At 62.5% G+C, this 26,345-nt stretch carries 19 protein-coding genes and 1 tRNA gene; 13 read left to right on the forward strand and 7 right to left on the reverse strand.

From position 1 onward, the window contains the following. Nucleotides 1-180 precede the first annotated feature (180 nt). The 3 genes from ACYU70_RS06160 (at nucleotide 181) to ACYU70_RS06170 (ending at nucleotide 6,329) form a co-directional block, all read left to right on the forward strand. Nucleotides 181-891 carry a hypothetical protein gene (locus tag ACYU70_RS06160; RefSeq protein WP_342301390.1) on the forward strand — a complete coding sequence of 237 codons (711 nt, stop codon included), beginning with the start codon at nucleotides 181-183 and terminating at the stop codon, nucleotides 889-891. A 107-nt stretch (nucleotides 892-998) separates the two neighbouring features. After that, complete coding sequence (locus tag ACYU70_RS06165) at nucleotides 999-4,304, forward strand: AsmA family protein (RefSeq protein ID WP_342301388.1); 3,306 nt, start codon at nucleotides 999-1,001, stop codon at nucleotides 4,302-4,304. A gap of 180 nt (nucleotides 4,305-4,484) precedes the next feature. Further along, nucleotides 4,485-6,329 (forward strand): CocE/NonD family hydrolase, encoded by a 1,845-nt coding sequence (locus ACYU70_RS06170; protein ID WP_342301386.1) that lies wholly within the window; start codon nucleotides 4,485-4,487, stop codon nucleotides 6,327-6,329. Nucleotides 6,330-6,470: 141 nt separating this feature from the next. Here ACYU70_RS06170 and ACYU70_RS06175 read toward each other — a convergent pair whose 3' ends face one another. The 3 genes from ACYU70_RS06175 to ACYU70_RS06185 all read right to left on the reverse strand — a co-directional run bounded on the left by ACYU70_RS06175 (nucleotide 6,471) and on the right by ACYU70_RS06185 (nucleotide 10,340). Beyond that, on the reverse strand, nucleotides 6,471-7,124 hold the full coding sequence (locus tag ACYU70_RS06175) for an HAD family hydrolase (RefSeq protein WP_342301384.1): 654 nt from the start codon (nucleotides 7,122-7,124) through the stop codon (nucleotides 6,471-6,473). A 138-nt stretch (nucleotides 7,125-7,262) separates the two neighbouring features. Further along, nucleotides 7,263-9,494: a PAS domain-containing protein gene (locus ACYU70_RS06180; RefSeq protein ID WP_460615927.1), complete on the reverse strand. Its 2,232-nt coding sequence runs from the start codon at nucleotides 9,492-9,494 to the stop codon at nucleotides 7,263-7,265. 156 nt (nucleotides 9,495-9,650) lie between these two features. Continuing rightward, nucleotides 9,651-10,340, reverse strand: a complete 690-nt coding sequence (locus ACYU70_RS06185; protein ID WP_342301431.1) for a hypothetical protein — start codon at nucleotides 10,338-10,340, stop codon at nucleotides 9,651-9,653. Between the two features lie 400 nt (nucleotides 10,341-10,740). Here ACYU70_RS06185 and ACYU70_RS06190 point away from each other — a divergent pair, with 400 nt between their 5' ends. Next, nucleotides 10,741-11,520: a hypothetical protein gene (locus ACYU70_RS06190; protein WP_342301432.1), complete on the forward strand. Its 780-nt coding sequence runs from the start codon at nucleotides 10,741-10,743 to the stop codon at nucleotides 11,518-11,520. A gap of 82 nt (nucleotides 11,521-11,602) precedes the next feature. On the opposite strand, the gene ACYU70_RS06195 is transcribed toward ACYU70_RS06190, so the two are convergent. Together ACYU70_RS06195 and dinB are read right to left on the reverse strand one after the other, a co-directional pair. Beyond that, the gene (locus ACYU70_RS06195) at nucleotides 11,603-13,735 is read right to left on the reverse strand and encodes a carboxy terminal-processing peptidase (RefSeq protein WP_342301433.1); all 2,133 of its coding nucleotides are present in this window, start codon (nucleotides 13,733-13,735) and stop codon (nucleotides 11,603-11,605) included. A gap of 159 nt (nucleotides 13,736-13,894) precedes the next feature. Next, entirely contained in the window at nucleotides 13,895-14,935 is a 1,041-nt protein-coding gene (gene dinB / locus ACYU70_RS06200; RefSeq protein ID WP_425293352.1) for a DNA polymerase IV, read from the reverse strand. A 246-nt stretch (nucleotides 14,936-15,181) separates the two neighbouring features. On the opposite strand from dinB, the gene ACYU70_RS06205 reads away from it, so the two are divergent. From ACYU70_RS06205 to ACYU70_RS06215, 3 genes are all read left to right on the forward strand, one after another. Next, nucleotides 15,182-15,257 (forward strand) — tRNA-Asp (locus ACYU70_RS06205). A 207-nt stretch (nucleotides 15,258-15,464) separates the two neighbouring features. Beyond that, complete coding sequence (locus ACYU70_RS06210; protein ID WP_342301435.1) at nucleotides 15,465-16,928, forward strand: glycoside hydrolase family 30 protein; 1,464 nt, start codon at nucleotides 15,465-15,467, stop codon at nucleotides 16,926-16,928. Nucleotides 16,929-16,936: 8 nt separating this feature from the next. Further along, nucleotides 16,937-17,704 (forward strand): GDSL-type esterase/lipase family protein, encoded by a 768-nt coding sequence (locus ACYU70_RS06215; RefSeq protein WP_342301436.1) that lies wholly within the window; start codon nucleotides 16,937-16,939, stop codon nucleotides 17,702-17,704. Nucleotides 17,705-17,749: 45 nt separating this feature from the next. Here ACYU70_RS06215 and ACYU70_RS06220 read toward each other — a convergent pair whose 3' ends face one another. After that, nucleotides 17,750-18,394 carry a sce7726 family protein gene (locus ACYU70_RS06220; protein WP_342301438.1) on the reverse strand — a complete coding sequence of 215 codons (645 nt, stop codon included), beginning with the start codon at nucleotides 18,392-18,394 and terminating at the stop codon, nucleotides 17,750-17,752. 256 nt (nucleotides 18,395-18,650) lie between these two features. On the opposite strand from ACYU70_RS06220, the gene ACYU70_RS06225 reads away from it, so the two are divergent. Further along, nucleotides 18,651-20,156, forward strand: coding sequence for an OmpA family protein (locus ACYU70_RS06225; RefSeq protein ID WP_342301440.1), 1,506 nt, complete (start codon nucleotides 18,651-18,653; stop codon nucleotides 20,154-20,156). A gap of 29 nt (nucleotides 20,157-20,185) precedes the next feature. On the opposite strand, the gene ACYU70_RS06230 is transcribed toward ACYU70_RS06225, so the two are convergent. Next, a complete protein-coding gene (locus ACYU70_RS06230) occupies nucleotides 20,186-20,611 on the reverse strand; it encodes a hypothetical protein (protein WP_342301442.1) in 426 nt (141 codons plus the stop codon). Nucleotides 20,612-21,023: 412 nt separating this feature from the next. On the opposite strand from ACYU70_RS06230, the gene ACYU70_RS06235 reads away from it, so the two are divergent. From ACYU70_RS06235 to ACYU70_RS06255, 5 genes are all read left to right on the forward strand, one after another. Further along, nucleotides 21,024-22,100, forward strand: a complete 1,077-nt coding sequence (locus ACYU70_RS06235) for a glycosyltransferase family protein (RefSeq protein WP_342301443.1) — start codon at nucleotides 21,024-21,026, stop codon at nucleotides 22,098-22,100. A 124-nt stretch (nucleotides 22,101-22,224) separates the two neighbouring features. Next, nucleotides 22,225-23,031: a glycosyltransferase family protein gene (locus ACYU70_RS06240; RefSeq protein ID WP_342301444.1), complete on the forward strand. Its 807-nt coding sequence runs from the start codon at nucleotides 22,225-22,227 to the stop codon at nucleotides 23,029-23,031. A gap of 32 nt (nucleotides 23,032-23,063) precedes the next feature. Continuing rightward, nucleotides 23,064-23,921: a transketolase gene (locus ACYU70_RS06245; RefSeq protein ID WP_460615928.1), complete on the forward strand. Its 858-nt coding sequence runs from the start codon at nucleotides 23,064-23,066 to the stop codon at nucleotides 23,919-23,921. A gap of 9 nt (nucleotides 23,922-23,930) precedes the next feature. Continuing rightward, nucleotides 23,931-24,884 (forward strand): transketolase family protein, encoded by a 954-nt coding sequence (locus ACYU70_RS06250; protein ID WP_342298306.1) that lies wholly within the window; start codon nucleotides 23,931-23,933, stop codon nucleotides 24,882-24,884. Between the two features lie 123 nt (nucleotides 24,885-25,007). Then, nucleotides 25,008-26,342: an aminotransferase class III-fold pyridoxal phosphate-dependent enzyme gene (locus ACYU70_RS06255; RefSeq protein WP_342298307.1), complete on the forward strand. Its 1,335-nt coding sequence runs from the start codon at nucleotides 25,008-25,010 to the stop codon at nucleotides 26,340-26,342. Nucleotides 26,343-26,345 lie beyond the last annotated feature (3 nt).

The raw sequence follows: 26,345 nt of genomic DNA on the forward strand, positions 1-26,345 counted from the left end.
AAGTCGAAGCATCTCTACCGGGGAAGTAATTGATTTACTCTCGCAGTAGAGATGCTTCGACTCCGCTCAGCATAACGTTCTGTATAATTCCTGAATTCCATTGTTTCCGGTTGTTTGCCGCCGCCGTGCGTAAACCCAACCGTACCGGCGGCCCCGCGCTGCCTTTCTTACTGAAATTATATGCTGACCCCCACCCCCAAATTCACCGTTGAGCGCCTCACCTTCGCCACCCTCACCGAGCTGCCCAACACCTGGCAAAACTCCGATTACAAGGCCTTACTGGTTAAGATGAATTACGACAACCCGGACGCCATCAGCGAAGCTGAGCTGAAAGAAATGTGCCTCATGTCCTTCACCGATTTGGAGCCGCGCGAGGCGGCCGAAGTGGTGCTGGGCTACTTGTACCCCGAAGAGTTGAACGCCGGTCAGGTTGAAAACCTGGCCCACCAGATGCTCACCGAAAAGCTCTGGGAAGAAAACCCCGAGCTGCCGCTGCACAAGGGCTTCTACCAAGCCACACAACTGCTGCACGATGCCTACAACGGCACCTTCCCGGCCACCAAGGCCGTGGAATTCCAGGTGAAAGTGACGGCCGAAAACCCCGCCGATTTGGCCGTATTCGCCGAGGAGCCGTCCGCGCCGCTGGTGCGCCTGCTCGCGCCCGGACTGCCAGATAACGCGCTGATAAACCGCCTGTTTTCGTCGCAGGTGGAGGGCGATAAATTCGAGGAAGCCAAGTCGATGCTCTGGCAATTAACTGAGAAGGAAAAGACGGATAATTCCATCACCTTCGACGTGGTAAGCTCGGCCTATTGGCTGGAAGATTTCAAATACGCCGACACCTACGAAGCCACCACCCACGCCGACGCCGTGGTGCCGACCGAAGAATAAGCCCCCTCCTTTCGGGCCGGGCCAGCATACGCGGAAGCAACTTTCCCGTATGCTGGCCTACATTGGCTCCTTAGCTCGCGGCAGCCCCGCCGCGCACCCGGCATTCTATGAGATTTTTCACCCTGCGACGAGTATTGGCACTGGTGCTGCTGCTGGCCGTACTGGGTGCAGTAATGGCCGTCTGGCTGCTTGGGAGTGAATACGGCCGCCGCGTGGTGGCCCAAAAAGTGCGCAAGGGTCTAACGCAGAATTCGGAGCTGGTGCTGGCCCCGTTTCGGGTCGAGATGTCGCCCTGGCGCGATTTCCCGCACCTCACGGCCTCCATCCAGCACCTCGCTCTTACCGATACCTCGTTTCAGAAATCGGTGCCGGTGCTCAGCATCGGCCGGGTCGATTTGCGGGTGGAGCTGCTGAGTTTGCTGCGCGGCCGGGTCGAGGTGGCCCGGGTCGAAATAGATGATGTTGATTTTCAGGAACGGGTCGATTCGCTGGGCCGCTCCTGGGGCCTGCGTGGCAAGCGCCGTAAAGGCACCGGCAACACCCCCAAGCTCAACCTGAAGCTGGACGAATTGGTGGTGAACAACTTCCGGTTCAGCTCGCACAACGGGTATTCACGGGGAGCTTTCGGAGTGCAGGTGCGGCAGGCGCGGCTGCAGGGGCGGCTGCGGGGCGGCATATTGCGCGTGTCCGGCACCTTGGATGGCGAATTGAGCTACCTGCGCACCCGCGCCGGCACCCTGTTTGAGCGCGAGCCCGTGACGGCTTGGGTGAACTACAAATACACGTTTGAGAACCGCCAGGGCCTGATATACCGCACCCGCGCCACCCTCAACGGCGACACCATCCGGGTGAGCGGCACCCATACCGTGGCCGCCGACCAGCCCGCCGGCACGATGATGGCGCTGCGCTTCGTGGGCAACCAGCCCCTCGTGGACGTGCTGCACGCCGCCCTGCCCCCGCGCCTGGAGCCCTACCTGGCTGGCACCACCAGCCCCAGCAAGGCCCACATTCACTACACCATCACGGGCTTGAGCGGGCCGAAGGTGACGCCGCGCAACGTGCTCACCTTCGGGCTGCGCGGGGCCAGCCTGCAATGGCCCGAGCCCGCCCGCCACATCCGCCGGTGGGATTTGGTGGGCACTTATGACAATGGCCCCCAGCATAATATCCGCTCCACGGTGCTCACGCTGCGCCGCTGCCGGGTGTATTCGGCCGCTGGCCAGCTCGACGTGGCCCTCACGCTGCGCAACTTCCGCCGCCCCTTCCTCAATGGCCATTTCCGGGGCAGCACCGAACTGACCGAGCTAGGGGCCTTACTGGCATCCAACCGCTGGCAGGCGCGGGGCGGCACCGCCGATATCGACGTGCACCTGCGCGGCCTGCTCCCGCCCCGCGCCGACCGCCCTGCCCCCAAAACGCCCCAGCGGCCGATGTCGCTGCGCGGCACGGTCACGCTGCATCGGGCCTCGCTGGTGCTACCGGCGCGCGGAGCCGACATCTCGGACCTGGACGTGCAAGTGGGCCTGCGCGACAGCCTCTGGCACCTGGCCAATGCCTCCGGGGTGCTTAACAGGATGCGCTTCAAGGCCTCGGCTACTACGGTCGATTTGCTGGGCTACCTCAATGGCCAGCTGTCCAGGGCCAGTATCAGCGGGCAGTTTGCGGTGGATGAGCTGCGGGTGCCCCAGCTGCGGACGCTTATGCAGCCCGTGCCCCGCGCTAACGGCGAAGGCTTTGCGCCCACCAGCCTGCCCAAGCCTAACCGCACGCCCCGCGACAAGGCCCAGCTGGCCGCCACCCTGGGCAGCGCCCTTATTCCGCCGGGCCTGCTGCTCGATGTGAGCCTGCGCTGCCAGCGCCTGCTGCTGGCCACCGATACCCTCAGCGACCTGGCCGTGACCATTCGGCACGACGGACAGCGCGTGCAGCTCCAGCACCTGGCCGGGCGCGTGTGGGGTGGCGACGTGCGCGGCGAAGTGCAGTGGCCCACCGACCCCGACAACCGCGTGGCCCCCGTGCAGTACCGCGTGGGCGTGCATTTCGCCACCCTCAACTACCAGCAGTTTCTGGCGCGCCTGAACCGTCCCGCCCCCGAGGCAGCCCGGCCCAAACGCGCCACCCGGCGAAAAGGCGGCGCGGCCAGCCCTGCCCTGCGCGACCTGTTGCTATCGGCCAACGGCCAGCTCACCCTCGAAATCGACCGCGTGGACCTGCCCGAAGATGAAACCATGCGCCGTGTGAGCCTGCAGCTGGAAAAAAGCGGCCCCACCCTGCGAATGCCCTATCTGCGCTTCCTCACACCCGAAGGCGGCCACGGCGAAGCCTCGGGCACGGCCCAGGTGGAGGGCCTGCACCTAACCGCCGCCGATGCCGACCTGACCCTGCGCTACGGCAACCTCGACGTGCAACGCCTGCTGGGCCTCATCGCCAGCCTCACCGCCCATACCGACACGGTGCCCACCGCCCGCACCCTGGCCCGCGCCGAACGTCGGGCCGAGCGCCGCGCCGAGCGCCGGCGACTGCCCGGCAACCCTTCCCTCTTTTCCAACGGGGTGCTGAGCGCCGTGCTGCGCGTGGAAGCCGAAAATGTACACTATGGCGCGCTGCGCGGCGGCCGGTTCCGGCTGGTTTCGCACTTGCTCGATGGCGAGGCCCGGCTTGATAACTGCTCGTTCGATGGCTTGCAGGGCCATATTAGCCTGAGCGGCTATATGCGCAGCACCGCCAACCGCGCCCACCACCCCACCCAGCTACAGGTGCGGCTGGAAGACATTGAGCTGCCGGGCCTGTTCTCCGCCGCCACCAGCATGGGCCTGAACGTGTTGGGCGGTGATAACATCCGGGGCAGCCTGCGGGGCGTGGCCGATATCCGCACCGACCTCGGCCCCACCTTCCTGCCTGGCCTGGCCCAAACCGCCGGCTACCTCAAAACCGATGTCCGCGACCTGGAGCTCATCAACGTGGAAGCGTTGATGGAGGCCTTAAAATTCATGAAATCCGAGCGCACCGGGCACCTGTACTTCGAGCCCGTGCGGGCCGAATTCGTGCTGGCACAGGGCCAGATTATCATCCCCGGCCTGCATCTGAACAGCAACCTGAGCAACCTCGAAGTGAGCGGCCATTATGGACTGGACGGGGCCACCAACCTCTACATCGGCCTCAAGCCCCTGCAAGCCCTGTTCGGCAACAACGACAAGCGCGTGGAGCGCATCCAGAACGGCGAAACGGTGAGCAAATCCACTTCTGGCAAGCTCACCTACGTGAACCTGCGCCGCACGGCCCCCGGCGAGAAATACAAGGTCCGCCTGTTCCAGCGCGACGAGCACCGCGACGCCATGACCCGCCTGCAGGAGCAGTACCGCGGCTACCTCCGCACCCAGCGCCTCGACACCACGGTGCGGATGCTGCGGTGAGCCATTGGGCTAAAGAAAAGAACGTCATGCTGAGCGCAGTCGAAGCATCTCGCGTGCCGAAGTAAACCAGACGATTGAGTTACTACCACACGCGAGATGCTTCGGCTGCGCTCAGCATGACGTTCTTTCGGTTCGCTCTCCGCTTACCGTTCTTTGCCACGCACCCAATACCCTATCATCATGTCCCGCCTGTTCCTCGCCTTCCTCCTGCTCACCGCCATTCCCGCCGCCCAGGCCCAGGCCCCACCCCGCGCCCAGGATTCCGCCTTCGTCAAAGCGAACTACACCAAGCTCGACCGGCAGATTACCATGCGCGACGGCGTGAAGCTCTACACCGTCATCTACGTACCGAAAGATGCCTCTACGGCCACGCCTTACCCATTTTTGATGACACGCACACCCTATTCGGCTGGGCCGTATGGGGAAAGCAAGTACCGCCTGCGTGGCCCCGGCCCCAGCCGGGAGCTGTCACAGGAGAAGTACATTTTCGTGTATCAGGATGTGCGCGGGCGGTACATGAGCGAGGGCCAGTTTGAGGAAATGACGCCGGCCTTGGGCGCGAAAGCGGTGGCCGGTCAGCCCGCGCCCCACGATGAAAGCACCGACACCTACGATACCATTGAGTGGCTGCTGAAAAACGTGCCCAACAACAACGGCCGCGTGGGCATGATGGGCATCAGCTACCCAGGTTTCTACGCGTCGGCTGCCCTGCCTAACGCCCACCCGGCCCTGAAAGCGGTGTCGCCCCAGGCCCCGGTCACGGACGAGTTTATCGGCGACGATGCCCGGCACAAGGGCGCGTTTTTCCTGCTTGATAATTTTGAATTCACCAACTATTTCGACGTGCCGCGCCCCAAGCCGGTGGCGAATTATGAGCCGCTGTTCAAGTTTGAGACGAAGGACGCCTACAAGTTTTTCCTCGACCTCGGCCCCATCAAAAACGCCAACGGACCGAAGTATTTCAACAACCGCGCCCGCATCTGGAACGAGTACCAGCAGCACGAAACCTACGACGCCTACTGGCAAGGCCGCAACATCCGCACGGCCCTCACGGGCGTGAAACCGGCCGTGCTGGTAGTCGGCGGCTGGTTCGATGCTGAAGATTTGTACGGCGCATTGAACACCTACAAGGCCATCGAAAAGCAGAACCCCGGCACCACCAACCGCCTCGTGATGGGCCCCTGGACCCACGGTGCCTGGGCGCGGCCGGAATGGAGCAAATTCGGGCCGTTGAGCTTCGGCTCAAACACCGCCCAAACATACCGCGAGACGCTCGAAACGCCGTTTTTCAATTTCTACCTGAAAGACAAAGGCACCTTCAACCCGGCCGAAGCCACGGTGTTCAACACCGGCACCAACGAGTGGAAAACCTACCCAGCCTGGCCACCCAAGGCGGAAACGCGGACGTTGTTTTTTCAGCAGACGAATAATTTGGCCTTCACTGCTCCTACTGCCGGCCAGAAACCCAACGAATACCTCAGCGACCCGGCCAACCCCGTGCCCTACACCGACGGCATTCACGGCGAGCGCAACAACGAATACATGATTGAGGACCAGCGCTTCGTCGCCAAGCGCCCCGACGTACTCACCTTCCACACCGAAGCGCTGCCCGACGACCTCACCCTGGCCGGCCCGCTCACCGCCGACCTATGGGTGAGCACCTCCGGCACCGATGCCGACTTCATCGTGAAAGTCATCGACGAGCAGCCCGACGGCACCCAGCGCCTGGTGCGCGCCGAGGTGATGCGCGGCCGCTTCCGCAACAGCTTCTCCAAGCCCGAGGCCTTCAAGCCCAACCAGCCCACCGAAGTGAAATACGAGCTACCCGATGTACTCCACACCTTCGCCAAAGGCCACCGGATGATGGTGCAAGTGCAAAGCACCTGGTTCCCGCTGGTGGACCGCAACCCGCAGACTTTTGTGCCCATTGCCACGGCTGAGGCGAAGGATTTTCAGAAGGCTACTATCAAGCTGTATCACGATGCCGGGCATCCGTCAGCGGTGCGGGTGGCGGTGTTGCCGTAGCTACATGATGCGTGCATGTTTGAACGTCATGCAGAGCGCAGCGAAGCATCTTTACCGCAGTCACTAACTCAATCAAATGAATTACTTACTGCGGTAAAGATGCTTCGCTGCGCTCTGCATGACGTTCCTTTTTATTCGTTCTTATTCCACCAGGCCGCGCATGAATTCATCCGTGAAATCCGGGGCGAAGTGCAGCACGTTGGGCAGGTGGGCGAACTCGGCTTCGAGGTGGGTGGTGGTGAGCACCACGGCTTTCATGCCGGCGTTTTGGGCGGCTTCGGCTCCTTTGGGTACGTCCTCGAATACGAGGCAGGCGGCGGGCGGCACGCCCAGCAGCTCGGCGCAGCGCAGGAAAACTTCGGGGTTGGGCTTGCTCACCGTCACATCGTCGGCGCTCACGATGGCCTGGAAGTAGTGCCGGATGTTGAGGTTATCGAGCACGAAATCGATGTTGAACGGGATGGCGGCCGAGCCGATGGCCATGGGAATGCCCTGCTGGTGGGCCTTTTCCAGAAACTCCATGAGGCCCGGCAGCAGCGCCAGGTGCGGCAGGAACTCGCGCTGGTATCGCTTTTCCTTTTCGAGCGAGACGCGGTCCATTTCCTCCCCCGTGAAGCGGTCGGGGCCGAAGACGCGCACCAGTACCTCGCGGTTTTTGCCGTACATCTGGGGCTTCACCTCGTCCCAGCTGAAGCTGCCGCCCAGGTCCTCGTTGAAGAGCTGCTGCCAGGCGCGGGTGTGGTACTCCATGTCGTGCACCATGGTGCCGTTGAGGTCGAAAATAAAGGCTTTCATAGGAGGTATTTAAGCGGTGTAGGGGCGGGGTCGTACCCGGCAGGGCCTGCCCCCGCCCGGTCGTTGAACGGAATCGTTATTTTGGCGCGAACGCCGGGCGGGGGCAGGCCCCGCCCCTACACCAGAACTGGCCACCCCCTACAAATACACCCGGAACGAGGTACCCTCCCCCACTTCGCTCTCCACCTCGATGCGGCCGCCGTTGCCCTGCACGATGCGGTTGATGAGGTAGAGGCCCACACCCGTGCCCTCGGTGTGGGTGTGGAAGCGGCGGAAGAGTTGAAACAGCTCGTCCTGGTGGCGGTGCATATTAAAGCCCAGGCCATTGTCTTCCACCAGCAGCACGGGGCGGCCGGCATCTTTCCATACGGACACATGCACCCGACAGGGTCGGGCGGGGTCGGCGTACTTGAGCGAATTGCTGAGCAGGTTGAGCAGGATGGTGCGCAGGTTGGCCCGCGAATACACCACCGTGGGCGCGGCGGCAAAGTCGACGGTGACGCGGGCGCGGGCGGCCTGCATCTGGGGTTGCAGGGTTTGCAGCACTTCCTGAGTCAGGTCCGGGAGGGAGACGGGCTCCGTGGGCAGGCCCGCGTTTTGCTGCGTCTGGCCCACCAGGGCCAGGTCGTCGATGGTGGTGCTGATTTGGTGCAGGGCCTGTTGCAGCATGGGCAGCAGCAGCTCCTCCTCGGCGGGGTCGGCGAAGGACACGGCCCGGCGCAACTCCTCAAACAGGCCCACCAGGTTGTTGATGGGCTGGCGCAGGTCGTGGCTGGCGGCGTACACGAAGTTGTCGAGGTCGGCATTGGTGCGGGTGAGCTGCCGGTTGGTGGTATCGAGGGCGGTGTTGGCGGTGAGGAGGTGCTCGTTGGTCTGGGCCACCAGCTGGCGGCTGAGCACCTTGTCGGTGGTGTCCACCACGAAGGCGAGGATGCCGTGGGGCTGGCCGGCCTCGTTGGTGAGGGGCTGGTACACGAAGTCGATGAACCGCTGCCGGGGCTGGCCCGTGCGGGCATCGTACAGCAGCACCGACGATTCGATGCCCACGTAGGGCTTGCCGGTGGCAAACACGTCGTTCAGCAGCTCAATAAAGCCCTGCTGCACCACTTCGGGCAGGGCTTCGGCCACCGTGCAACCCAGGCGGGCGCGGCCTCCCACCAGCGCCTGGTAGTTGGTATTGAAGAAGGTGAAGCGGTGCTCGGGGCCTTCCAGGGTGGCCACCGAGGCGGGCACCTGGCTCAGCACCTGGGTCAGGAGGTGCTGCTGCCGGCGCAGGTGCTCGCGCTGCCGCTCCGTGTCGACGAGGGCCTGGTTCAGGGCGTGCGTGCGGTCGGCCACGCGGGCTTCCAGCTCCTGGTTGAGCTCGTGCAGGGCCTGCTGGGCCCGAAACAGCTCCTCGTTATTGGTCCGGATTTCCTGGAGGGCGGTGTACAGCTCTTCGTTGGTGGCGGCCAGCTCCTCGTTGAGCTGGTTGGTTTGCTGCTCTTTCACCTCGATGAGGCGACGGGTGCGCACCTGCTCGGTTACTTCCACGGCCACGTCCACCACGCCGCGCAGGGTGCCGTGGGCATCGTAGAGGGGCTGGTACACGAAGTTGTAGTAGGTGGTGCGCAGCTGGCCGTCGCGGAGCATCTCGGCCGGGGCTTCGATGCCGCTCACCGGCACCTGGGTCTGGCGCACCTGCTGCATCTGCTCGTCAAAGCCCTGGCCCCGCAGCTCGGGCACGGCCTCCAGCAGGGGCCGGCCCAGCACCTCGGCCAGGGGGCGGCCCCAGAGGGCGGCCATGCGCTCGTTGGCCACCGTGATGCGCAGCTCGGGGCCTTCAAACAGGGCAATGGCCACGGGGGCCTGCGTGAACAGCTCCTGCAAGCGGGTGCGCTCCAGCTCGGCCAGGGCCAGGGCGGCCTGCTCGCGGGCCTGGCTTTCGCGCAGGGCCTGCTCCACGGGGGTGCGCTCCTCGTCGGCCGTGTCTGAGAAGCTCACCAGCAGGCCGGGGCCCACGCGGCGCACGGCCAGGCGGTAGTAGGCATCGAAGCCGTCGCGCTGGTAGTTGAAGTTGCGGTGGGCGGGCTGCCCCGAGGCCAGCGTCTCCCGGAAAAAATCGAAAATACCGCCAGGCTCCGCCGTGCCGGGCACCAGCTCCAGGTGGGTTTTGGTGGGCTGCGCGGGCAGGTTCAGCATCCGCTGAGCAGCCTGGCTGAGCAGGGCAAAGGTGAAATCGACCACGGTGCCATCGGCCGCACGCACGGGCTTCAGCAGCACCAGCGCCGTGATGGAAGTGGCAAAAATGCCCGCCAGCAGGTCATCGGCCGGGAATTGGGCCAGCACTTCGGCTGGCAACGCCGGCAGAGCAGCAACGGAATCAGACATTAATAAAGACGGAAAGGATGCAAGACCACGGCACGCACATTCTACTACACAAACATCGGGACTAGCGGTTTAATCGGAACCGTACCTCCCTTTCACCACATCAAAAAAGGCCTCGCCAGAGTGGCAAGGCCTTTTTATTGGAAAATCCAAACCGCGCTAGTAGCTCTCTTTCAGAAAGCCGAAGTTCCGCCACTCGGCGGCGTAGGTGTCGGGGAAGTTGGTTTTGATGTGCTGGCGCAGGGCACGCAGCATCTTGCGTAGGGGCACTTCCTGGGTGTTTTTGGTGCCCACGTCCACGGCGCTGTCGCTGCGCACGTCGCTGGAGGTGGTGGCCAGCGGCGCGTACTCTTTCTCGATGGTCCGCCAGAATTCGGTGCCGTACTTGCCCTTGTCGTAGCCGGAGTCTCCGAGGGCCTTCACCAGCTTGGCCAGGCCCTTGGCGCGGGCGGGGCGGGCGGTGGGCAGCTCGCCAGCCGGCGTGAGGCCGAAGGCATCGTAGTAGGCTTTGGCCTTCTTCCGGGTGTCGTGCTCCTCAATGAGGAAGTTGCGCACGAATTTCAGGCTCTTGTTGATGGTCGCGTCCAGCTCTTCGAGGCGGACGGCGGCGGGGCTCAGGTCGTCGTTGGCCTCGTCGGCCGTGCCGAGGCTGGCATTGAAGGCCCGCACCGCGTCGCGGAACTGCGCCTTGCTGCACCAGAGCAGTGCCAGCAGCGGCGAGGCGTCCCAGGCATCGGCGGCCCGCAGGCCCACGGTGGCCAGCTCCAACTCGCCGAGGGGAATCACGTCTTTGGTTTTGCCTTTCTTAGGCGTGGGGGAGCCGTTGGCTCCGGGGGTAGAGGGCGTCATAAAAGACTGCTAATGATGGAGTGGGAAAAGAATTACGGAGCTAATGTATTCCTTTTTTCCGGAGCTTCGGCAGAAACTTCTGCCGCTGCCGGGCCGTCGGATTCCCTGCCGGGCAGTTCGGAGTTCAAACCGGGCAGCAGGGGTCCCTGCCGGGCAGTTTGGAGTTCAAGGAGGGCGGCAGGGGTCCCTGCCGGGCAGGTTGGAGTTCAAACCCATCAGCAGGGGTCCCTGCTGGTGAGTTTGGAGTTCAAGGAGGGCGGCAGGGGTCCCTGCCGGGCAGGTTGGAGTTCCGGGAAGGCAGCGGGGAGCCCCGCCGGACCAGTTGTCGGCGGGTACATACCAAGCAGCTAAGCAGTTTCGTTTGTCATTACTACATTTAGTCCTCAACCCTTTCCCCGCCATGAAAAACCGTCTACATCTCCTTGCCCTGGGCTTGGCCCTCGGGGCCGGCCTGCTGGGCAGCGCCTGCTCCAAAAAGGCCCAGGACACCCCGGCCCCGGCCACCGAAGTACCGGCCGCGCCCTCCATCACCGGCCTCATTCAGCCGGCCGATGCCGTGCTGGGGGTTTCGCTGAAAGATGACAACACCCACCAGACCATTGTAGGCGTGGTCCCCGACAGCAAAGGCGCTTATCGTTTCGAAACCATGCCGGCGGGAACATACATCTTGTATTTCAACGTCAAGCGCGGCTACGTGCCGCCCCGGGAGCTGAGCGTGACCGTGACGGCCGGCAAAACCACGGTGGTGCCCACGGTTACGGTGGTGCAGTCCACAGTCGCCTTCACCGTCGATGGCGTGGCCGCCGCCCCTGCGGCCATCGATTTGATGTTGTTCTCCACCACAAAAAATTTCGACCTGGTTCTCAGCAACGGCACCCTCGGCACCACGCCCGACAGCTACGTGCTGCGCATCTCGATGCCTTACAACATGGCCGTCGGCACCTATAGCCTGAACGGTATCATGGCCTACGCCACCTTCACCGGGGCCGATTTGGTGACCTACGACTCCCGCGTGGGTACGCCCACGGCCCCGGCCGGCGGCACGCTCACCATCACCTCCGTTTTCAATGTGCCCCCCTACCCCCGCTACGCTTCCGGCACGTTCAGCTTCACGGGCCGGGCCACCGCCGCGTCGGGCAGCAAAACCATCACCGGCTCGTTCAGCGACATCAACTACTAACGGATTCCCGATAGCCGTTCACAAAAAAGCCCCCGCTGCGGAATTGCAGCGGGGGCTTTTTCGTGGCATTTGCTTCTCCGGCTTACTTCAGCTGGTCGCCAATCACGGCCACGGCCTCGGCCAGGGCGGGGTCTTTGCGCAGGGGCTTCAGGAAGCGGGCCACACGCTTGGCGGCCGTGGAGTCGGAGGCCGGGCGGGCATCGGCGGGCAGGGCGGCCACGTCGAGCACGGCTAGGGCATTCTGGGCGGCGGTTTGCTGTTTGTTTATGACGCGGGCCTCTACCTGCTGGGTGCGGTAGGCGGCCAGGTTCAGCGACAGCACGGTTTGCTTCTGGCGCAGGGTGGCGCGCTGGGCGGCCTCGGTGATGAGCTTGAAGCCGGGGCTGGCGGCCACGCGGGCGGCGCTGGCGGCCTTCAGCGGGGCCAGGGCGGGCAGCGTGTTGGCGGGCTGATACGTGGCGGGCGCAATCTCATCCCAGGGCAGCGGGTATTCCGATTCCTGCTCGCCCTTGGCGTAGGAGGCCAGGGCATCGGGCACCATAATGTCGGGCGTCACGCCTTTGAACTGGGTCGAGCCCCCGCTCACGCGGTAGAATTTCTGGATGGTGAGCTTGAGCGAGCCCAGCGGCTTGAGGGCGTTGGCCTGCGCGTTCACGGCATTGTCCAGGTCGAATACCTGCTGCACGGTGCCCTTCCCATAAGTAGTGCTGCCCATGATGATGGCGCGGTGGTAGTCCTGCATGGCGGCGGCCAGAATCTCGGAAGCCGAGGCGCTGTACTTGTTCACCAGCACCACCAGCGGGCCGCTGTACTGCACGGTAGGGTCGGTATCGGCCACGGGCTGGGCCGGGCCACGGCTGGTTTTCACCTGCACCATGGGGCCGGTGGGCACGAATAAGCCGCCCATATCCACGGCATCGCGGAGGGAGCCGCCGCCGTTGTAGCGCAGGTCGAGCACCACGCCGGCCACGTTTTCCTTGCTGAGCTTGGCCAGCTCAGCCTTCACATCGGCCGCGCTGCTGCGCCCGCCCTTACCGCTAAAGTCGGCATAGAAACCGGGCAAATTGAGGTAGCCATACGTGCGCCCGCCCTGCTTGATGAGGGCCGACTGCGCGTAAGTATCCTCAATCACCACCACGTCGCGGATGATGGGGATGACCTGCGTGGCCCCGTCGGGCTTGCGCACCGTGAGGCGTACTTCGGTACCTTTTGGCCCGCGAATCAGTTTCACGGCCTTATCGAAGCGCATGCCCTCCACGCTCACGGGCTCGGCCGCGCCCTGCGCCACGCGCAGGATGATGTCGCCCACCTTCAACTCGCCCTGGCGCGACGAGGCCGAGCCGGCCACGATGTCGACCACTTTGAGGTGGCCTTCGTCTTCCTGCAATTGTGCGCCCGTGCCCTCCAGGCGGCCGCTCATGGTAATGTCGAAATTTTCGCGGGCAATGGGGGCGAAATAGTCCGTGTGCGGGTCGTAGCTGTTGGCAATGGCCTCGGCGAAGGCAGCCAGGCGGTCGTTGGAGTCGGTTTGCAGCTGGTCGACGAATACGTCGTCGTAGTATTTCAGCACGCGCTTGCGGGCTTCGGCCTCCATCTCCACGGGCGTGCGGGTTTTATCGGAGGTAGTGGCCGGCGAGGCCCCGACTTTGGTCGCGGCCAGGGGCTTGTCCTTCTTCTTGGCCTCGTCGTCCATCATTTCCGAGAGGCGGGCCAGGGTCTGGTACTTCAGCATCTTGCGCCACTGCTCGCGCTGCTCGGCGGCGTTGGCGGCGTAAGTGGCCTTGGCGGGGTCAGTTTCCCAGCTTTCCTGCACCGAGAAGTCGAAGGGCTTAGCCAGAATCTGGCGGTAGAGGGTCTGAATCTCGGGCATGCGCTTGGCCAGCAGCGCGCTCGTAGCGTCCAGAAACTCGTGGGTGCCGCCGCGCATCTGGTCGTCAATCTGGGTTTTGAACTGGCTGAGCTGGGCCACTTCCGGGGCCAGCAGCAGCTGCTTGTTCACATCAATGCGCTTGATGTACAGGTCGTACACACGCTGCGAGAACTGGTCGTCAATCTTCTCGGGCTGGTAGTGGAGCTGGTTCAAGCCCTGCATCATCACGCCGAGCACCACTTGGTCACGCGGCGGCGTGCCCTGGTACACGGAGTAGGAAGCCAGCCCCAGCAGGGCCAGCACGGAAGTGGAATATAAGCCGAGCTTAAAGCGAGGGAATTGCATGCGGAGAGGTCTAGTGAAGAAAGGAAATTGGCTACGGCCGGGGCCGGCACCCACGCCCTGACGGGCCAAAGGGTAAAGATGATGCTTCCTTAACCAGAATCGCACCACTAATTGCTCCCAAAGTCGAAAAAGAACCGCCAAAGGTTGCGGAACGGGCCATCAGAAGCTCAGTGTGAGCTGCCGGCCCGCAGCTTCCTGCGCATTGCTCAGGTTGGAAAGCGTGACGCCCAGCAGCCGCACGCCCTTTTCCAACGGAAACAGGCCCTCCACCAGCTCCCGGCAAATGCGGGCCAGCACCTCCGGCCCCGGCACCAGGCCCACGCCGCTGCGGCTGCGTGTAATCTGCTGGAAGTCGCCGAATTTCACCTTCAGTGTCACCGTCCGGCCCCGGATGCCGCTCCGCTGGCAGTATTCCCACACGTCTTCCAGCAGCGGCTGCAGGGCTTCAAGCAAGTCCGAAAACTCCCGCAAATCCTGCGCGAAAGTGGTTTCCGAGCCCATGGACTTGCGCAGGCGGTCGGCCACTACGGGCCGCTCGTCCTCGCCCCGCGCAATGGCAAAGTAGTAGCGCCCCACCTTGCCAAAATGCTGGTGCAGAAACTCCACCGACTGCGCCCGCAAATCGGCGCCGGTGAAGATACCCAGCTCGTTCATGCGCGCCGCCGTCACCGGCCCCACGCCGTGGAACTGGCCCACGGCCAGCCCTTCCACAAAGGCCAGGCCCTGCGCGGGCCGCACCACAAACTGCCCATTGGGCTTGCGGTAGTCGGAAGCCAGCTTGGCCAGAAACTTATTATAGGAAATGCCCGCCGAGGCCGTGAGCCCGGTTTCGGCCAGGATTTTGGCCCGGATTTCCCGCGCAATCTGGGTAGCCGAGTCCAGTTGCTTAAGGTTATGCGTCACGTCGAGGTAGGCCTCATCGAGCGACACCGGCTCTATCAGCGGCGTGTACTCGGCGAAGATGGACCGAATCTGCCGCGACACCTCTTTATAGACCGTGAAGCGCGGCGGCACGAATACCAGCTCCGGGCATTTGCGCAGTGCCGTGGCACTCGGCATGGCCGAGCGCACCCCAAATTGCCGGGCCTCGTAGCTGGCCGCCGCCACTACGCCGCGCTCCCGGGCGCCGCCCACCGCCACGGGCCGGCCACGCAGCTCGGGGTGGTCGCGTTGCTCCACCGAAGCATAAAATGCATCCATATCCAAATGGATGATTTTGCGAATGGAGTTGGCAATCACTGTTTTTGCTTTTTATTCCAACAAAGATAAAAGGCATGCTACGGAAGACGGAATCTTTGTTTTCAGCGCGTAGAACGGGTTTCAAATTCCGAAAATCTCATTTCCTGAACACCGATTTCACTGATTACCAAAACTTAGCAATTAGACAATCTCAACAATTCTATTTCTATTGATAATTTTTTTACGTACTTTTGACTTATCAAACCTTGTGGGGTGGCGGAACTGGCAGACGCGCTAGCCTATCTCGCTAGTAAAATTAGAGGTTCGAGTCCTCTCTCTACAGCAACAATCCCGGTCGCAGCAGCGGCCGGGATTTTTTGCGTCTGGGGTTTTTTGGTCGCTATCCCAACCCGAAACGGGGCTACCGCGCGCCGTTGGCTGGCCTGCGCATACTCAGGAAAAAGCAGCACCTTTAGCTTCGTTGAATTTCCCTCCCACTTCCCCTTCCCAACATGGCCATCGCGCGGTGGCTGGGTTAAAACAGGCGTATATGTCAAGCCAGAAACTCCTCTCCTTTCTATTCCTCTCCACGCTGGGCCTCGGCCCTGTTGCCGCGCAGAAAGCGGCAACTGCCGCCTACTCAGCAGCCGGCAAAACGGCCCACGTTTTTGCCACGGTGCAGGGCACCAGCCAGCGCCTGGCGGCCGGCGGCGACCTCAAATTCTCGCCCGCCGCGCAGCCCGTGGAAACTCAGGTCTGCGTGTTTGTTGACCCCAGCCACTCGTTCCAGACCATGCTCGGCATCGGCGGGGCGCTGACGGATGCCTCGGCCGAAACCTTTGCCAAGCTGCCGAAACCCCAGCAGCAGGAGTTTCTCAAGGCGTATTACAGCCCCACGGGCGGCATCGGCTACACGCTGGGCCGCACCAGCATCCACAGCTCCGACTTTTCGAGCGGTAGCTACACCTACGTGGCCGACAAGGACGAGGCGCTGAAAACCTTCAGCGTGAAGCACGACGAGCAGTTCCGCATCCCCTTCATCAAGCAGGTGATGGCGGCGGCCGGCGGCAAGCTTACCCTGTATGTGAGTCCCTGGAGCCCGCCCGGCTGGATGAAAACCAACGGCGAAATGCTGCACGGCGGCAAGCTGCTGCCCCAATATCGCCAAGCCTGGGCCGACTACTACGTGAAGTTCATCAAGACTTACGAGCAGTTGGGCATCCCCATCTGGGGCCTCACGGTGCAGAACGAGCCGATGGCTACCCAGAAGTGGGAGTCGTGCGTGTTTACCGGCGAGGACGAGCGGGATTTCATCAAGGGCTACCTCGGCCCCACGCTGGCCAAGGGCGGCCTGGGCTCCAAAAAACTCATTGCCTGGGACCACAACCGCGACCTGCTGTTCCAGCGCGCCAGCACCGTGCTCGACGACCCCGAGGCCGCCAAATACGTCTGGGGCATCGGCTACCACTGGTACGAAACCTGGACCGGCAGCAGCATGCTTTTCGAGAACGAGAAGCGCGTGAAAGAAGCTTTCCCCAACACCAACCTCATTTTCACCGAAGGCTGCAAGGAGAAATTCGACCTGGCCAAAGTCGATGACTGGGCGCTGGGCGAGAAATACGGCAACTCGATGATTGGCGACTTTAACGCCGGCACCGTGGGCTGGACCGACTGGAACGTGCTGCTCGACGAAACCGGCGGCCCCAACCACGTCGGCAACTTCTGCTTCGCTCCCGTCATCGCCGATACCAAAACCGGCAAGCTGATTTACACCAACGCCTACTACTACATCGGTCACTTCTCGAAGTTCATTCGCCCCGGCGCCAAGCGCATCAGTGCCTCTTCCAACCGCGACGCCCTGCAAACCACCGCCTACCGCAACCCCGACGGCAGCGTGGCCGTGGTGGTGATGAACCAGACCGACAAGCCCGAGGAATTCCAGCTCTGGATGCGCGGCCAGGGCACCAAAACCACCGCCGCTGCGCACTCCATCATGACGCTGGTAGTTAATTAATTCCTGCCATGAAATCAGCTTCCTTGCTCCTGCTCGCGGCACTGCTCAGCACCACCACCGCCCACGCCCAGCAGCCCACCGACGCCGCAGCCGCCAAAAAAGCCGCCGACGAGGCCTACCACGAACGCCAGGAATACCTGCTGCACAACGACTGGCCCAACCTCCAGAAATACGCCGCCGCCAACCAGCGCCTGCCCGCCCCCACGCCCGGCAGGCCCCGCGTGGTCATCATCGGCAACTCCATCACCGAGGGCTGGGTGAAGGAAGATTCGGCCTTTTTTCGGGGCAAAACCTATGAGTATGTGGGCCGGGGCATCAGCGGCCAGGCCACGGGGCAAACTGTAGTGCGCTTCCGAGCCGATGTGATTGGCTTGCACCCGGCCGTGGTCGTCATCCTGGTGGGTACCAACGACGTGGCCGAAAACAACGGCCCCTACAATCCTCAAGTCACGATAAACAATATCATGACCATGACCGAACTGGCGCAGGCTCACGGCATCCGCGTGGTGCTGGGCTCGGTGGCTCCGGCGTCGGATTTCTGGTGGCGCAAGGGCCTGAATCCGGCCCCCAAAATCATTGCACTTAACAAGCAAATCAAAGCCTACGCCGACCAGCACCACCTTGTGTACTACGACATGCACACCGCCCTGAAAGACGACCAGAACGGCCTGAAAAAAGCCTACGGCGAAGACGGCGTGCACCCCAACCTAACCGGCTACCGCGTAATGGAGCCTCTGCTCAACCAAGCCGTAGCTGCCGCTCTAAAGAAGAAATAACCTTGCCCAATGACTATGCCAGTGCCGCCCGGCAGCTCCCAGCTGCTAGGCGGCACTGGCTTTTTTACGCCCGGCCGGCTTTTTCTTCTTCGCTTTTGGCCGGGCTTTTTTGCGGCGGGGCGGCAGGCGCTCCCGTTCCGCTTTGCGCTCGGCACGCATGAGCAGGCGCTCGGGCAGGCGGGCAATGAGGCGCTCGCGCACGTACTGCGCCAGGCTGGACAGCGGCACCAGCTGCGTGGTGCGCAGGAAATTGCTGACTTCGCGGCTCCGCAGTGTGCTCACGCCGGTGAGGCCCCGCGCCAGCAAAAACTGCTTCACCTCCTCCAGCAGCAGGAGTTTGGCCAGCGGGGCGCGCTCCACGGTGGCGTTGTAGCCGGCGGCGCGGTGCGGGCACAGCTCATCGGCCGAGGCCACCAGGATGCCCACCCACTCGGGCAGCAGCGGCAGGAGCTTGGGCAGGTGCTTTTCGGTGATGATGAAGGTGACGAAATCGTAGACCTCGCCGTAGCAGCGCAGCTGGTTGGCCACCCGTTGCAGGGTGTCGCCGTCGCCCTTCACCTCATAGCCGTGCATGAAGTGCTCGGTGATGTGCACCACGTCGGCCCGCGTGGTGCCGGTGGGCAGCTCATCAATGCGCACGCCGCCGAGCAGCAGCGGGTAGAGCAGGGCGCGGATTTCCGGGTCGTTCATGGCAACCCCAAAAGTAGCTTCCCGGCGCGTAGCAGCTTAAAATTAAATACATTGTTATAATTAATATATGTAATGTACATTATAAATAAATTTCGTTATTTTTGCTTAGTAGCGAACAAGTTGTATTTGCGCAAGAAGTTGTATCGGAGTATAAATCAATAAGCTCCGGGGCCGGGGCCTGCGGGCGCGGCGGGGAGTAGCCCGGCGGCAGGGCATTGTGCGGCATAACCAGTCTTTCCGACTTAATTATAGCATTATGAAAAACCCTATAGCCGAAGCAGTTAACTACTGCTTCACCCGTGAAACCATTACCCGCCTCGGCACCCGCCTGGATGAAGCCGCGCCCAATGTTGAATACGCGCTAAGTCAATCGGTGCCACTGGTGTTGAATGAGTTGTCGGAACGAGTGGGCCACGGCCTCACGCCCGAGGGCCTGCTGGAGCTGGTGCGCGAAGCCGATGCGGCGCAGGTGCTCCAGCAACTGGCCACCCTGCATCCGGCGGCCCGCTACGAACGGGGGGTGAACCTGCTCCTCGACTTGCTGGACGGCTCCTACCGCAGCACCGTGAGCCGCATTGCCGCCGGGGCGGCCATCCGGCCCTCGGCCAGCGACACGCTGTTGCAAATAGCCGCCACGGCCGTGCTGGGCGTGCTGGGCCACGTCGCCACCGAAAAAAGCCTCTCTCCCACCGACTTCGTTTATTGGCTGCACGCGGAGAAAGAGGCCATTGCGGCGGCCATGCTGCCAGTGCCGGCTTCAGGTGCCGTGCCGCCCCTGCCCACCGAGCAGGGCCTGCGCCGCCAGCCCCAACAGGCGGCGCAACTGGCCACCACGCCCGCCGCCGCCTGGGCCGAACCAGCCACGGAGGCCGCCCCGGGCAGCGGATTGTCGCCGTACTGGCAGTGGGGCGGACTGCTGCTGCTGGCCGTGTGCCTGGGGTATTTCTTTGGCCACAGCACCCCGGACCGGGCACCGCTGCCGGTGGCGGCTACCAGCAATTTGGTAGAGGCCGCCAGCCCACCGCCGGCTCCGGCTGCGCCTACAGCGGCTTACACTCCCCCCACAACGCCCCCAGCCGAGGCCACCGGGCCGGCTCCCGAACCTATGGTGCCGGCCCGCCGGCCTGCTCCAACCATTGCCAACCGGCCCATAGAAGTGCTGCCCGCCCGCACCCCGGCCATCGGGGCCAATGAGACCGCCCGGCCGACCCCAGCAGCCCGCCCGGCCGTCATCGGCAACGAGCCCAACGGCCGCTACGACCAGGACCGGGATACCTACATCTACGATACCGGCAAGCCCATAGTGCTGACGCTGGCCGACGGCACGACCCAGAAAGTGGGGGCCAATTCGACCGAAAACCGCCTCTATACCTTCCTGTCGTCGCCCGCCTTCCAGGTCGATTCGGTGAACCGGACCAAGGGCTGGATAAACTTCGACCGCATCAATTTCGAAACAGGCAAGGCCCGGCTCACGCCCGAATCGGCGTTGCAGCTAGGCAACATTGCCAGCATTCTCAACACGTTTCCGCAGTCCATCGTGAAAATCGGGGGCTACACCGACAGCACCGGCGAAGCCCTGGTGAACTACCAGCTCAGCGAGGACCGCGCCCGCGCGGCCATGCTCACGCTGGCCAGCATGGGCGTGAATGTCAACCGCCTGCAAGCCAAAGGCTACGGACCCAAATACTTCGTGCGGCCCAACAACACCCCCACCAACCGCGCTCTGAACCGGCGCGTCAGCATTCGGGTGCTGCGCAAGTAGGCACGCTTTGGCCCTTGCCGAGGGGAGGTTTATGCGCTGGCTTTCAGCTGCTGCTGGCAGGCGCGCAGCCATTCTTCGGCCTCGGATATATGCTGAAAAATCTGGAGCTCCAGCGCGCCGGCCGCCCCGTGCTCGAAATGCACGGTGAGGATGTCGGACAGGGAATCGGCCTGCACCACATGGGCCACGTAGCGCAGGCCCAGGGCGGCGGCCTGCGGCACCCACACGCGCTCCAGCCACTCAATGGAGTCGAACCACGGGCCCATCAGCGCCACGTTGTCGTTGAGCAGGCAGGGGTTGCGGAGGCCTTGCAGGGTGCGCAGGTAATTATCGGCCCCACGCAGGGCCTCCTGCATGTCGACAAAGCCGCGCCAGGTAGCCCGCAGCCAGCCCCCAGGCTCTTGCGAGAGGGTGCACCGGCTGCCGTCGGCATCGTGAAGGGAGCTAAGAATCATGACAGAAGTGAGTAGAGAGTTGTGTCAGCTAATTAAAGAATAAATACTCCCGAATACTCCCGGAAGTGGGGTTGTTTTACCGGCATATGGCTTTCCCGCATTCCTGATGCGTGGGGCACGGGGCTAATTTTCGGCCCGGCAGCGGCTAAGGTCAACAATTAAAAAGCAATTGAGCCTGATTAAGTGGGACTACAAACGCGGTGCAGTTGGGGCGGCGTGGGCGGCATTTTCAGTCGCCGGGCATGGCGGCAAATTGCGCCGACGCCAACCTTTGCAATTTGGTAACGGTTGCGGTAGCAGGAGCTGCGGATGGGGGGTGTTATTTCGCCCCTCATACTGTACCTTGGCGGCATGCCGGCCCTGCCGTGGGGCAGTTCGCCGGCGGTTCGGTTGCTTCAACTTTTCGTCCTGCATGTCCCGGAAAAAGGTTCTGTTTCTCATCGGCTCGCCCAACCAGACCACGCAAATGCACCAGATTGCGCAGCTGCTGGAAGACGAGTTCGACCCTTATTTCAGCCAGCTCTATTACGATGGCTGGCAGCGTCAATTCTACAAGTTCCTGCTCTGGACCGGGGGCCTGGACAAGACCATCGTCACCGGAAAAATAAAGGCCAAAGCCGATAAATATCTGGCCGAGCACGGGTTGCAGAACGATTTCGAGGCCCGGGTATTTAACAATCAGTACGACCTCATCGTGTGCTGCTCCGACGTGGTGGTGCCCTGGCCGCTGATGAAAAAGACGAAAACCATTTTCGTGCAGGAGGGCATGACCGACCCGCTCAACCTGTGGGCCCGGCTGGTAAAGCGCTTCACGCGCTACCCCATCCTGGCCATCGGCACGGCCCTCAACGGCATGAACAACTGCTGCGACATCTATTGCGTGGCCTCCGAAGGCTACGCCAGGCACTTCGAGCGCGTGGGCGTGGATGCCGATAAGCTCGTGGTAACAGGTATCCCCAACTTCGATAACATCGAGCAGGTGCGCCACAACGACTTTCCGCACCACGGCTACGTGCTGGTGGCCACCTCCGACCTGCGCGAAACCTTCACGCCCGAAAACCGCCCCAAATTCATCTGCGAGTGCGCCCGCATTGCCAACGGCCGCCCGCTGGCCTTCAAGCTGCACCCCAACGAGGAGCTGCCCCGCGCCACCGACGAAATCAAGCAGCACGCCCCGCCCGGCACCCTGATTTTCACCGAGGGCAACACCGACCACATGATTGCCAACTGCGTGGAACTTATCACCCAATACTCGACCGTGGTGTACGTGGGCCTGGCGCTGGGCAAGCCGGTGCATTCCTATTTCGACGTGGACGACCTCAAGCGCAAGTTGCCCTGGCAGAACGGCGGCACCTCGGCCCGGCGCATTGCGGCCATTTGCCGGGGCTATAGCCACTTTTCGGGCAGCGGGCCGGCATTTTTGCGGCAGCTCGATGCCGGAGCTTTTGCAACCGTAGCAGCGGCCGAAGCCTCTCCGGTAGAGGGCTGAAAGCTGGCGGCACTATTTTAAGAATGTATTTACCAATGGCTTACCAATTAGCCTGCTTTTTGCCCGGTAATTTTTAGCGTATTTCCGTTTCACGTCCGACTACGCGGTACCGACTACTCTATTTATGCCCGTTCCGAAGATTCTGACCGTTGTGCAGGCCCGCATGGGCTCCTCGCGCCTGCCGGGCAAGGTGCTGCTGCCGCTGGCCGGCGAGCCCCTGCTGGTGCGCATGGTGGAGCGGGTGCAGCGCGCCCACCTGGCCGGCACCGTAGTAGTAGCCACCACCACTGATGCCGCCGATGATGCCATCGCCGAGCTATGCGCTGCCCACGATATAAAGTGTTTCCGGGGCGATGTGCTGGATTTGCTCGACCGCCACTACCAGGCCGCCCGCCACTACGGGGCCGATGTGGTGCTGAAAATCCCGTCCGACTGCCCCCTCATCGACCCGGCCGTGATTGATGAAGTAGTAGGCTACTACCTGCACTTCGCCGACCGCTACGATTTCGTGAGCAACCTGCACCCCGCCACTTTCCCCGATGGAAACGACGTGGAAGTAATGCCCATCGAAGCGCTGGAAACGGCTTGGCGTGAGGCCCGGCGGCCGCTGGAGCGCGAGCACACCACCCCGTTTTTCTGGGAAAACCCCACCAGGTTCCGGCTGGGCAACGTGGAATGGGATGCCGGGAAGGACTTTTCGATGAGCCACCGCTGGACCATAGACTACCCGGAAGACTACGATTTCATTAAAGCCGTTTACGAGGCGCTGTATCCGAGCAAGCCGGATTTTGAGCTCGATGACATCCTTAGCCTGCTAAAACAGCGGCCGGATATTGCCCAACTCAATGCCCACTATGCCGGCGTGAATTGGTACCGCAACCACCTCGACGAGCTCAAAACCGTGGATTCGTCGCAAACCAAAACCTTGTAGCACTGGCTTAAACTTGTGCTACCACCCACCTTATGACCCTCGAAAAACAACAAAAACTTGAAGCCCTGGCCCTGCGCGTGCGCGAGCACATCGTGCGCCTGAGCACCGACGGCGGCTGCTTCACCGGTGCCTCGCTGAGTTGCGCCGACCTGCTGGTGTACCTCTACGCCGACTGCTTGAACGTGCGCCCCGACAACCTCCAGGACCCCACCCGCGATTACCTCTTCCTGAGCAAGGGCCACGACGTGCCCGCCCTCTACGGCACCTTCGTGGAGCTCGGCTTCATCGACAAAGCTCGTCTCGACCAGCACCTCAGCACCGACGACCACATCTACTGGCACCCCAACCGCAACGTACCGGGCGTGGAATTCCACTCCGGCTCGCTCGGCCACCTGCCCAGCGTGGCCTTGGGCGTGGCGATGGATTGCCGGATGCGCGGCCAGGACAACAAGGTCATCGTCATCACCGGTGACGGCGAACTGAACGAAGGAACGGTATGGGAAAGCCTACTGGTAGCCAGCGCCCACAAAGTCAACAATCTGACTTTAGTAGTCGACCGCAACCACTTCCAGGCCAACGTAGCCACTGAGGACCTCATCCCGCTGGAGCCGCTGGCCCCGAAGTTCGAGGCCTTTGGCTGTGAGGTGCGCCGGATTGACGGACACGACTTCAAGGCGTTGGAAGAATCCTTCTCCGCCCTACCCTTTTCCGATACCAAGCCCTCGGTCATCATCTGCGACACGGTGCGCGGGCGCGGCCTGCCCAGCATCGAAGCCCGCGCCGACCGCTGGTTCTGCAACTTCTCGGCCGATGAAGTAGAAGAATTGCTGCGCGAGCTGCACAGTCAGGTAGCCACTACGCTGACCAGCGAAACCCTCACCGTCCGCTAATAGCTTCTTATGACTTACGAAGAACTTATCAAGGAAACCGCCCTCACCGATGAGCGCCTGGTGGTGATGACGGCCGAAAACCGCGCCCTCATCCGCAACCTGCCGGCCGTGCTCGGACCTCGCTTCATCGATACCGGCATCACTGAGCAAACTCTCATCGGGGCCGCCGCCGGGCTGGCCCTGCGCGGCCGCGTGCCGGTAGTGCACGCGCTGGCCACCTTCCTCACGCTACGGGCCTTCGAGTTCATCCGCACCGATGTCGGCATCGGCCAACTGCCGGTGAAGCTGAGCGGCTTCGTGCCCGGTTTCCTTTCCGACGGCAACGGCCCCACCCACCAGGCCATTGAGGACGTGAGCCTGATGCGCGGCATTCCTGGTATGACCGTTTTCGCGCCCGCCGATGAGCAGGACATGCTGGCTATGCTGCCCGCCATCTGGGCCTCTCCCGCGCCGGCTTACGTGCGCATCAACACCCGCCCCGCCACCTACGCGCACGCGCCATTTGAGATGGGCAAGGCCGAAATTGTGGCCGAGGGCACCGACATCACCATCATCACCTACGGCATGCTCTTCGAGCAAACGCTGGTGGCCCGCGAGCTGCTGCAAGCCCAGGGCAAATCGGTGGGCCTCATCAACCTGCGCAGCCTCAAGCCGATTGACGAAGCCGCTCTTCTCGAAGTGGTGCGGCGTGGTTCCCTCATCGTGACGGTGGAGGACCATTTCATCACCGGCGGCCTCTATTCCATCCTAGCCGAGGTGCTGTTGCGCAACCAGCTCACCGCCCGCGTACTGCCCTTGGCGCTGGAGGAGCGATGGTACCGCCCCGGCCGCCTCAGCGCCGTGCTGGAGTACGAGGGCTTCACCGGCCACCACATTGCCCGCCGCATCACGGAGTTTTTGGGCGAGGCGGGCGCAACGCTTGCCGAAGGTCCTGCCGTGCTGGAAAATCAGTTCGCGGAGTAAACCAATCGTCTGTCATGCTGACGAAGGAAGCATCTTATCACGGCTGCTTTCGTCAGAATTTCTAACCCATGCAGTACGGACGTGATAAGGTCCTTCACTGCGCTCAGGATGACACAAATTCCCATGCCCAACACCGTTTCCTTCAACGAAAACTACCCCGACATCACGAAGTCGGACGAGCTTTATGCCCGCGCCCAGAAAATCATGACGCCGGTGACGCAGACCCTCGCCAAAGGCCCCGGCCAGTACACCAAAGGCGTGAGCCCGAAGTACGTGAAGCGCGCCAAAGGCTCCCACATCTGGGACGTGGATGGCAACGAGTACATCGATTTTCAGATGGGTATTGGCCCGATTTCGTTGGGCTACGCTTACCCGAAAGTGGACGACGCCATTCGCGCCCAACTCGAAGACGGCATCACCTTCTCGATGATGCACGAGCTGGAAGTGGAGCTTTCGGAATTGATTCACGAGATTATTCCGAACGCCGAAAGCATCCGTATCAGCAAAACCGGCGCGGATGTGTGCTCGGCGGCGGTGCGCGTATCGCGGGCCTTCACCGGGCGCGATAACGTCCTGTGCTGCGGCTACCACGGCTGGCACGATTGGTACATCGGCACCACCAGCCGCGACAAAGGCATTCCACAGGAAAGCAAAGACTTGGTGGCCGCGTTCGAATATAACAACCTCGATTCGCTGAAAGCCCTGCTCGATGAAAACGTGGCCTGCGTGATTCTGGAACCGTTTATTTTCGACGCGCCCAAGGACAACTTCCTCCACGAAGTGGCCCGGCTGTGCAAGGAAAACGGCACGCTGCTCATCTTTGATGAGATGTGGACCGGTTTCCGCGTGGCCGTGGGTGGGGCACAGGAGTATTTTGGCATCACGCCCGATTTGGCGGTGTATTCCAAGGCGTTTGCCAACGGCATGCCCATTGCCCTGCTCACCGGCCGGCGCGATGTGATGCAACTGTTCGAGCAGGATGTGTTCTTCTTCACCACTTTCGGGGGTGAAGCGCTGAGCCTGGCCGCCGCCGTGGCAACCATCACCGAGATGCGTGAGAAGAACGTGCCCGCCCGCCTCGCCGAGCAGGGCAAAAAGCTCAAGGACGGCTACAACGGAATTGCCGCCGAACTGGGCCTGACGCAGTACACCAAATGCTACGGCTATGACTGCCGCACGATAGTAACCTTCGACCCCTCGGCCGGCAACGGCATGGAAATAAAGGCATTCATGCAGCAGGAACTGTTCAAGCGCGGTATCATGTGGGGCGGTTTCCACAATATGTGTTTTTCGCACACCGATGCCGACGTGGCCCATACCCTGGCCGCCTACCGCGAAGTGCTGCCGCTGTTGAAGGAAGCTATTGAAGCTGGTGACGTAGCCTCGCGCCTGCTCGGTGAGCCGGTGGAAGCCGTGTTCCGCAAGGTGACGAATGCCGCGCCGGTTAAAGCCAAGTAAGCC

Source organism: Hymenobacter segetis (assembly GCF_054776495.1).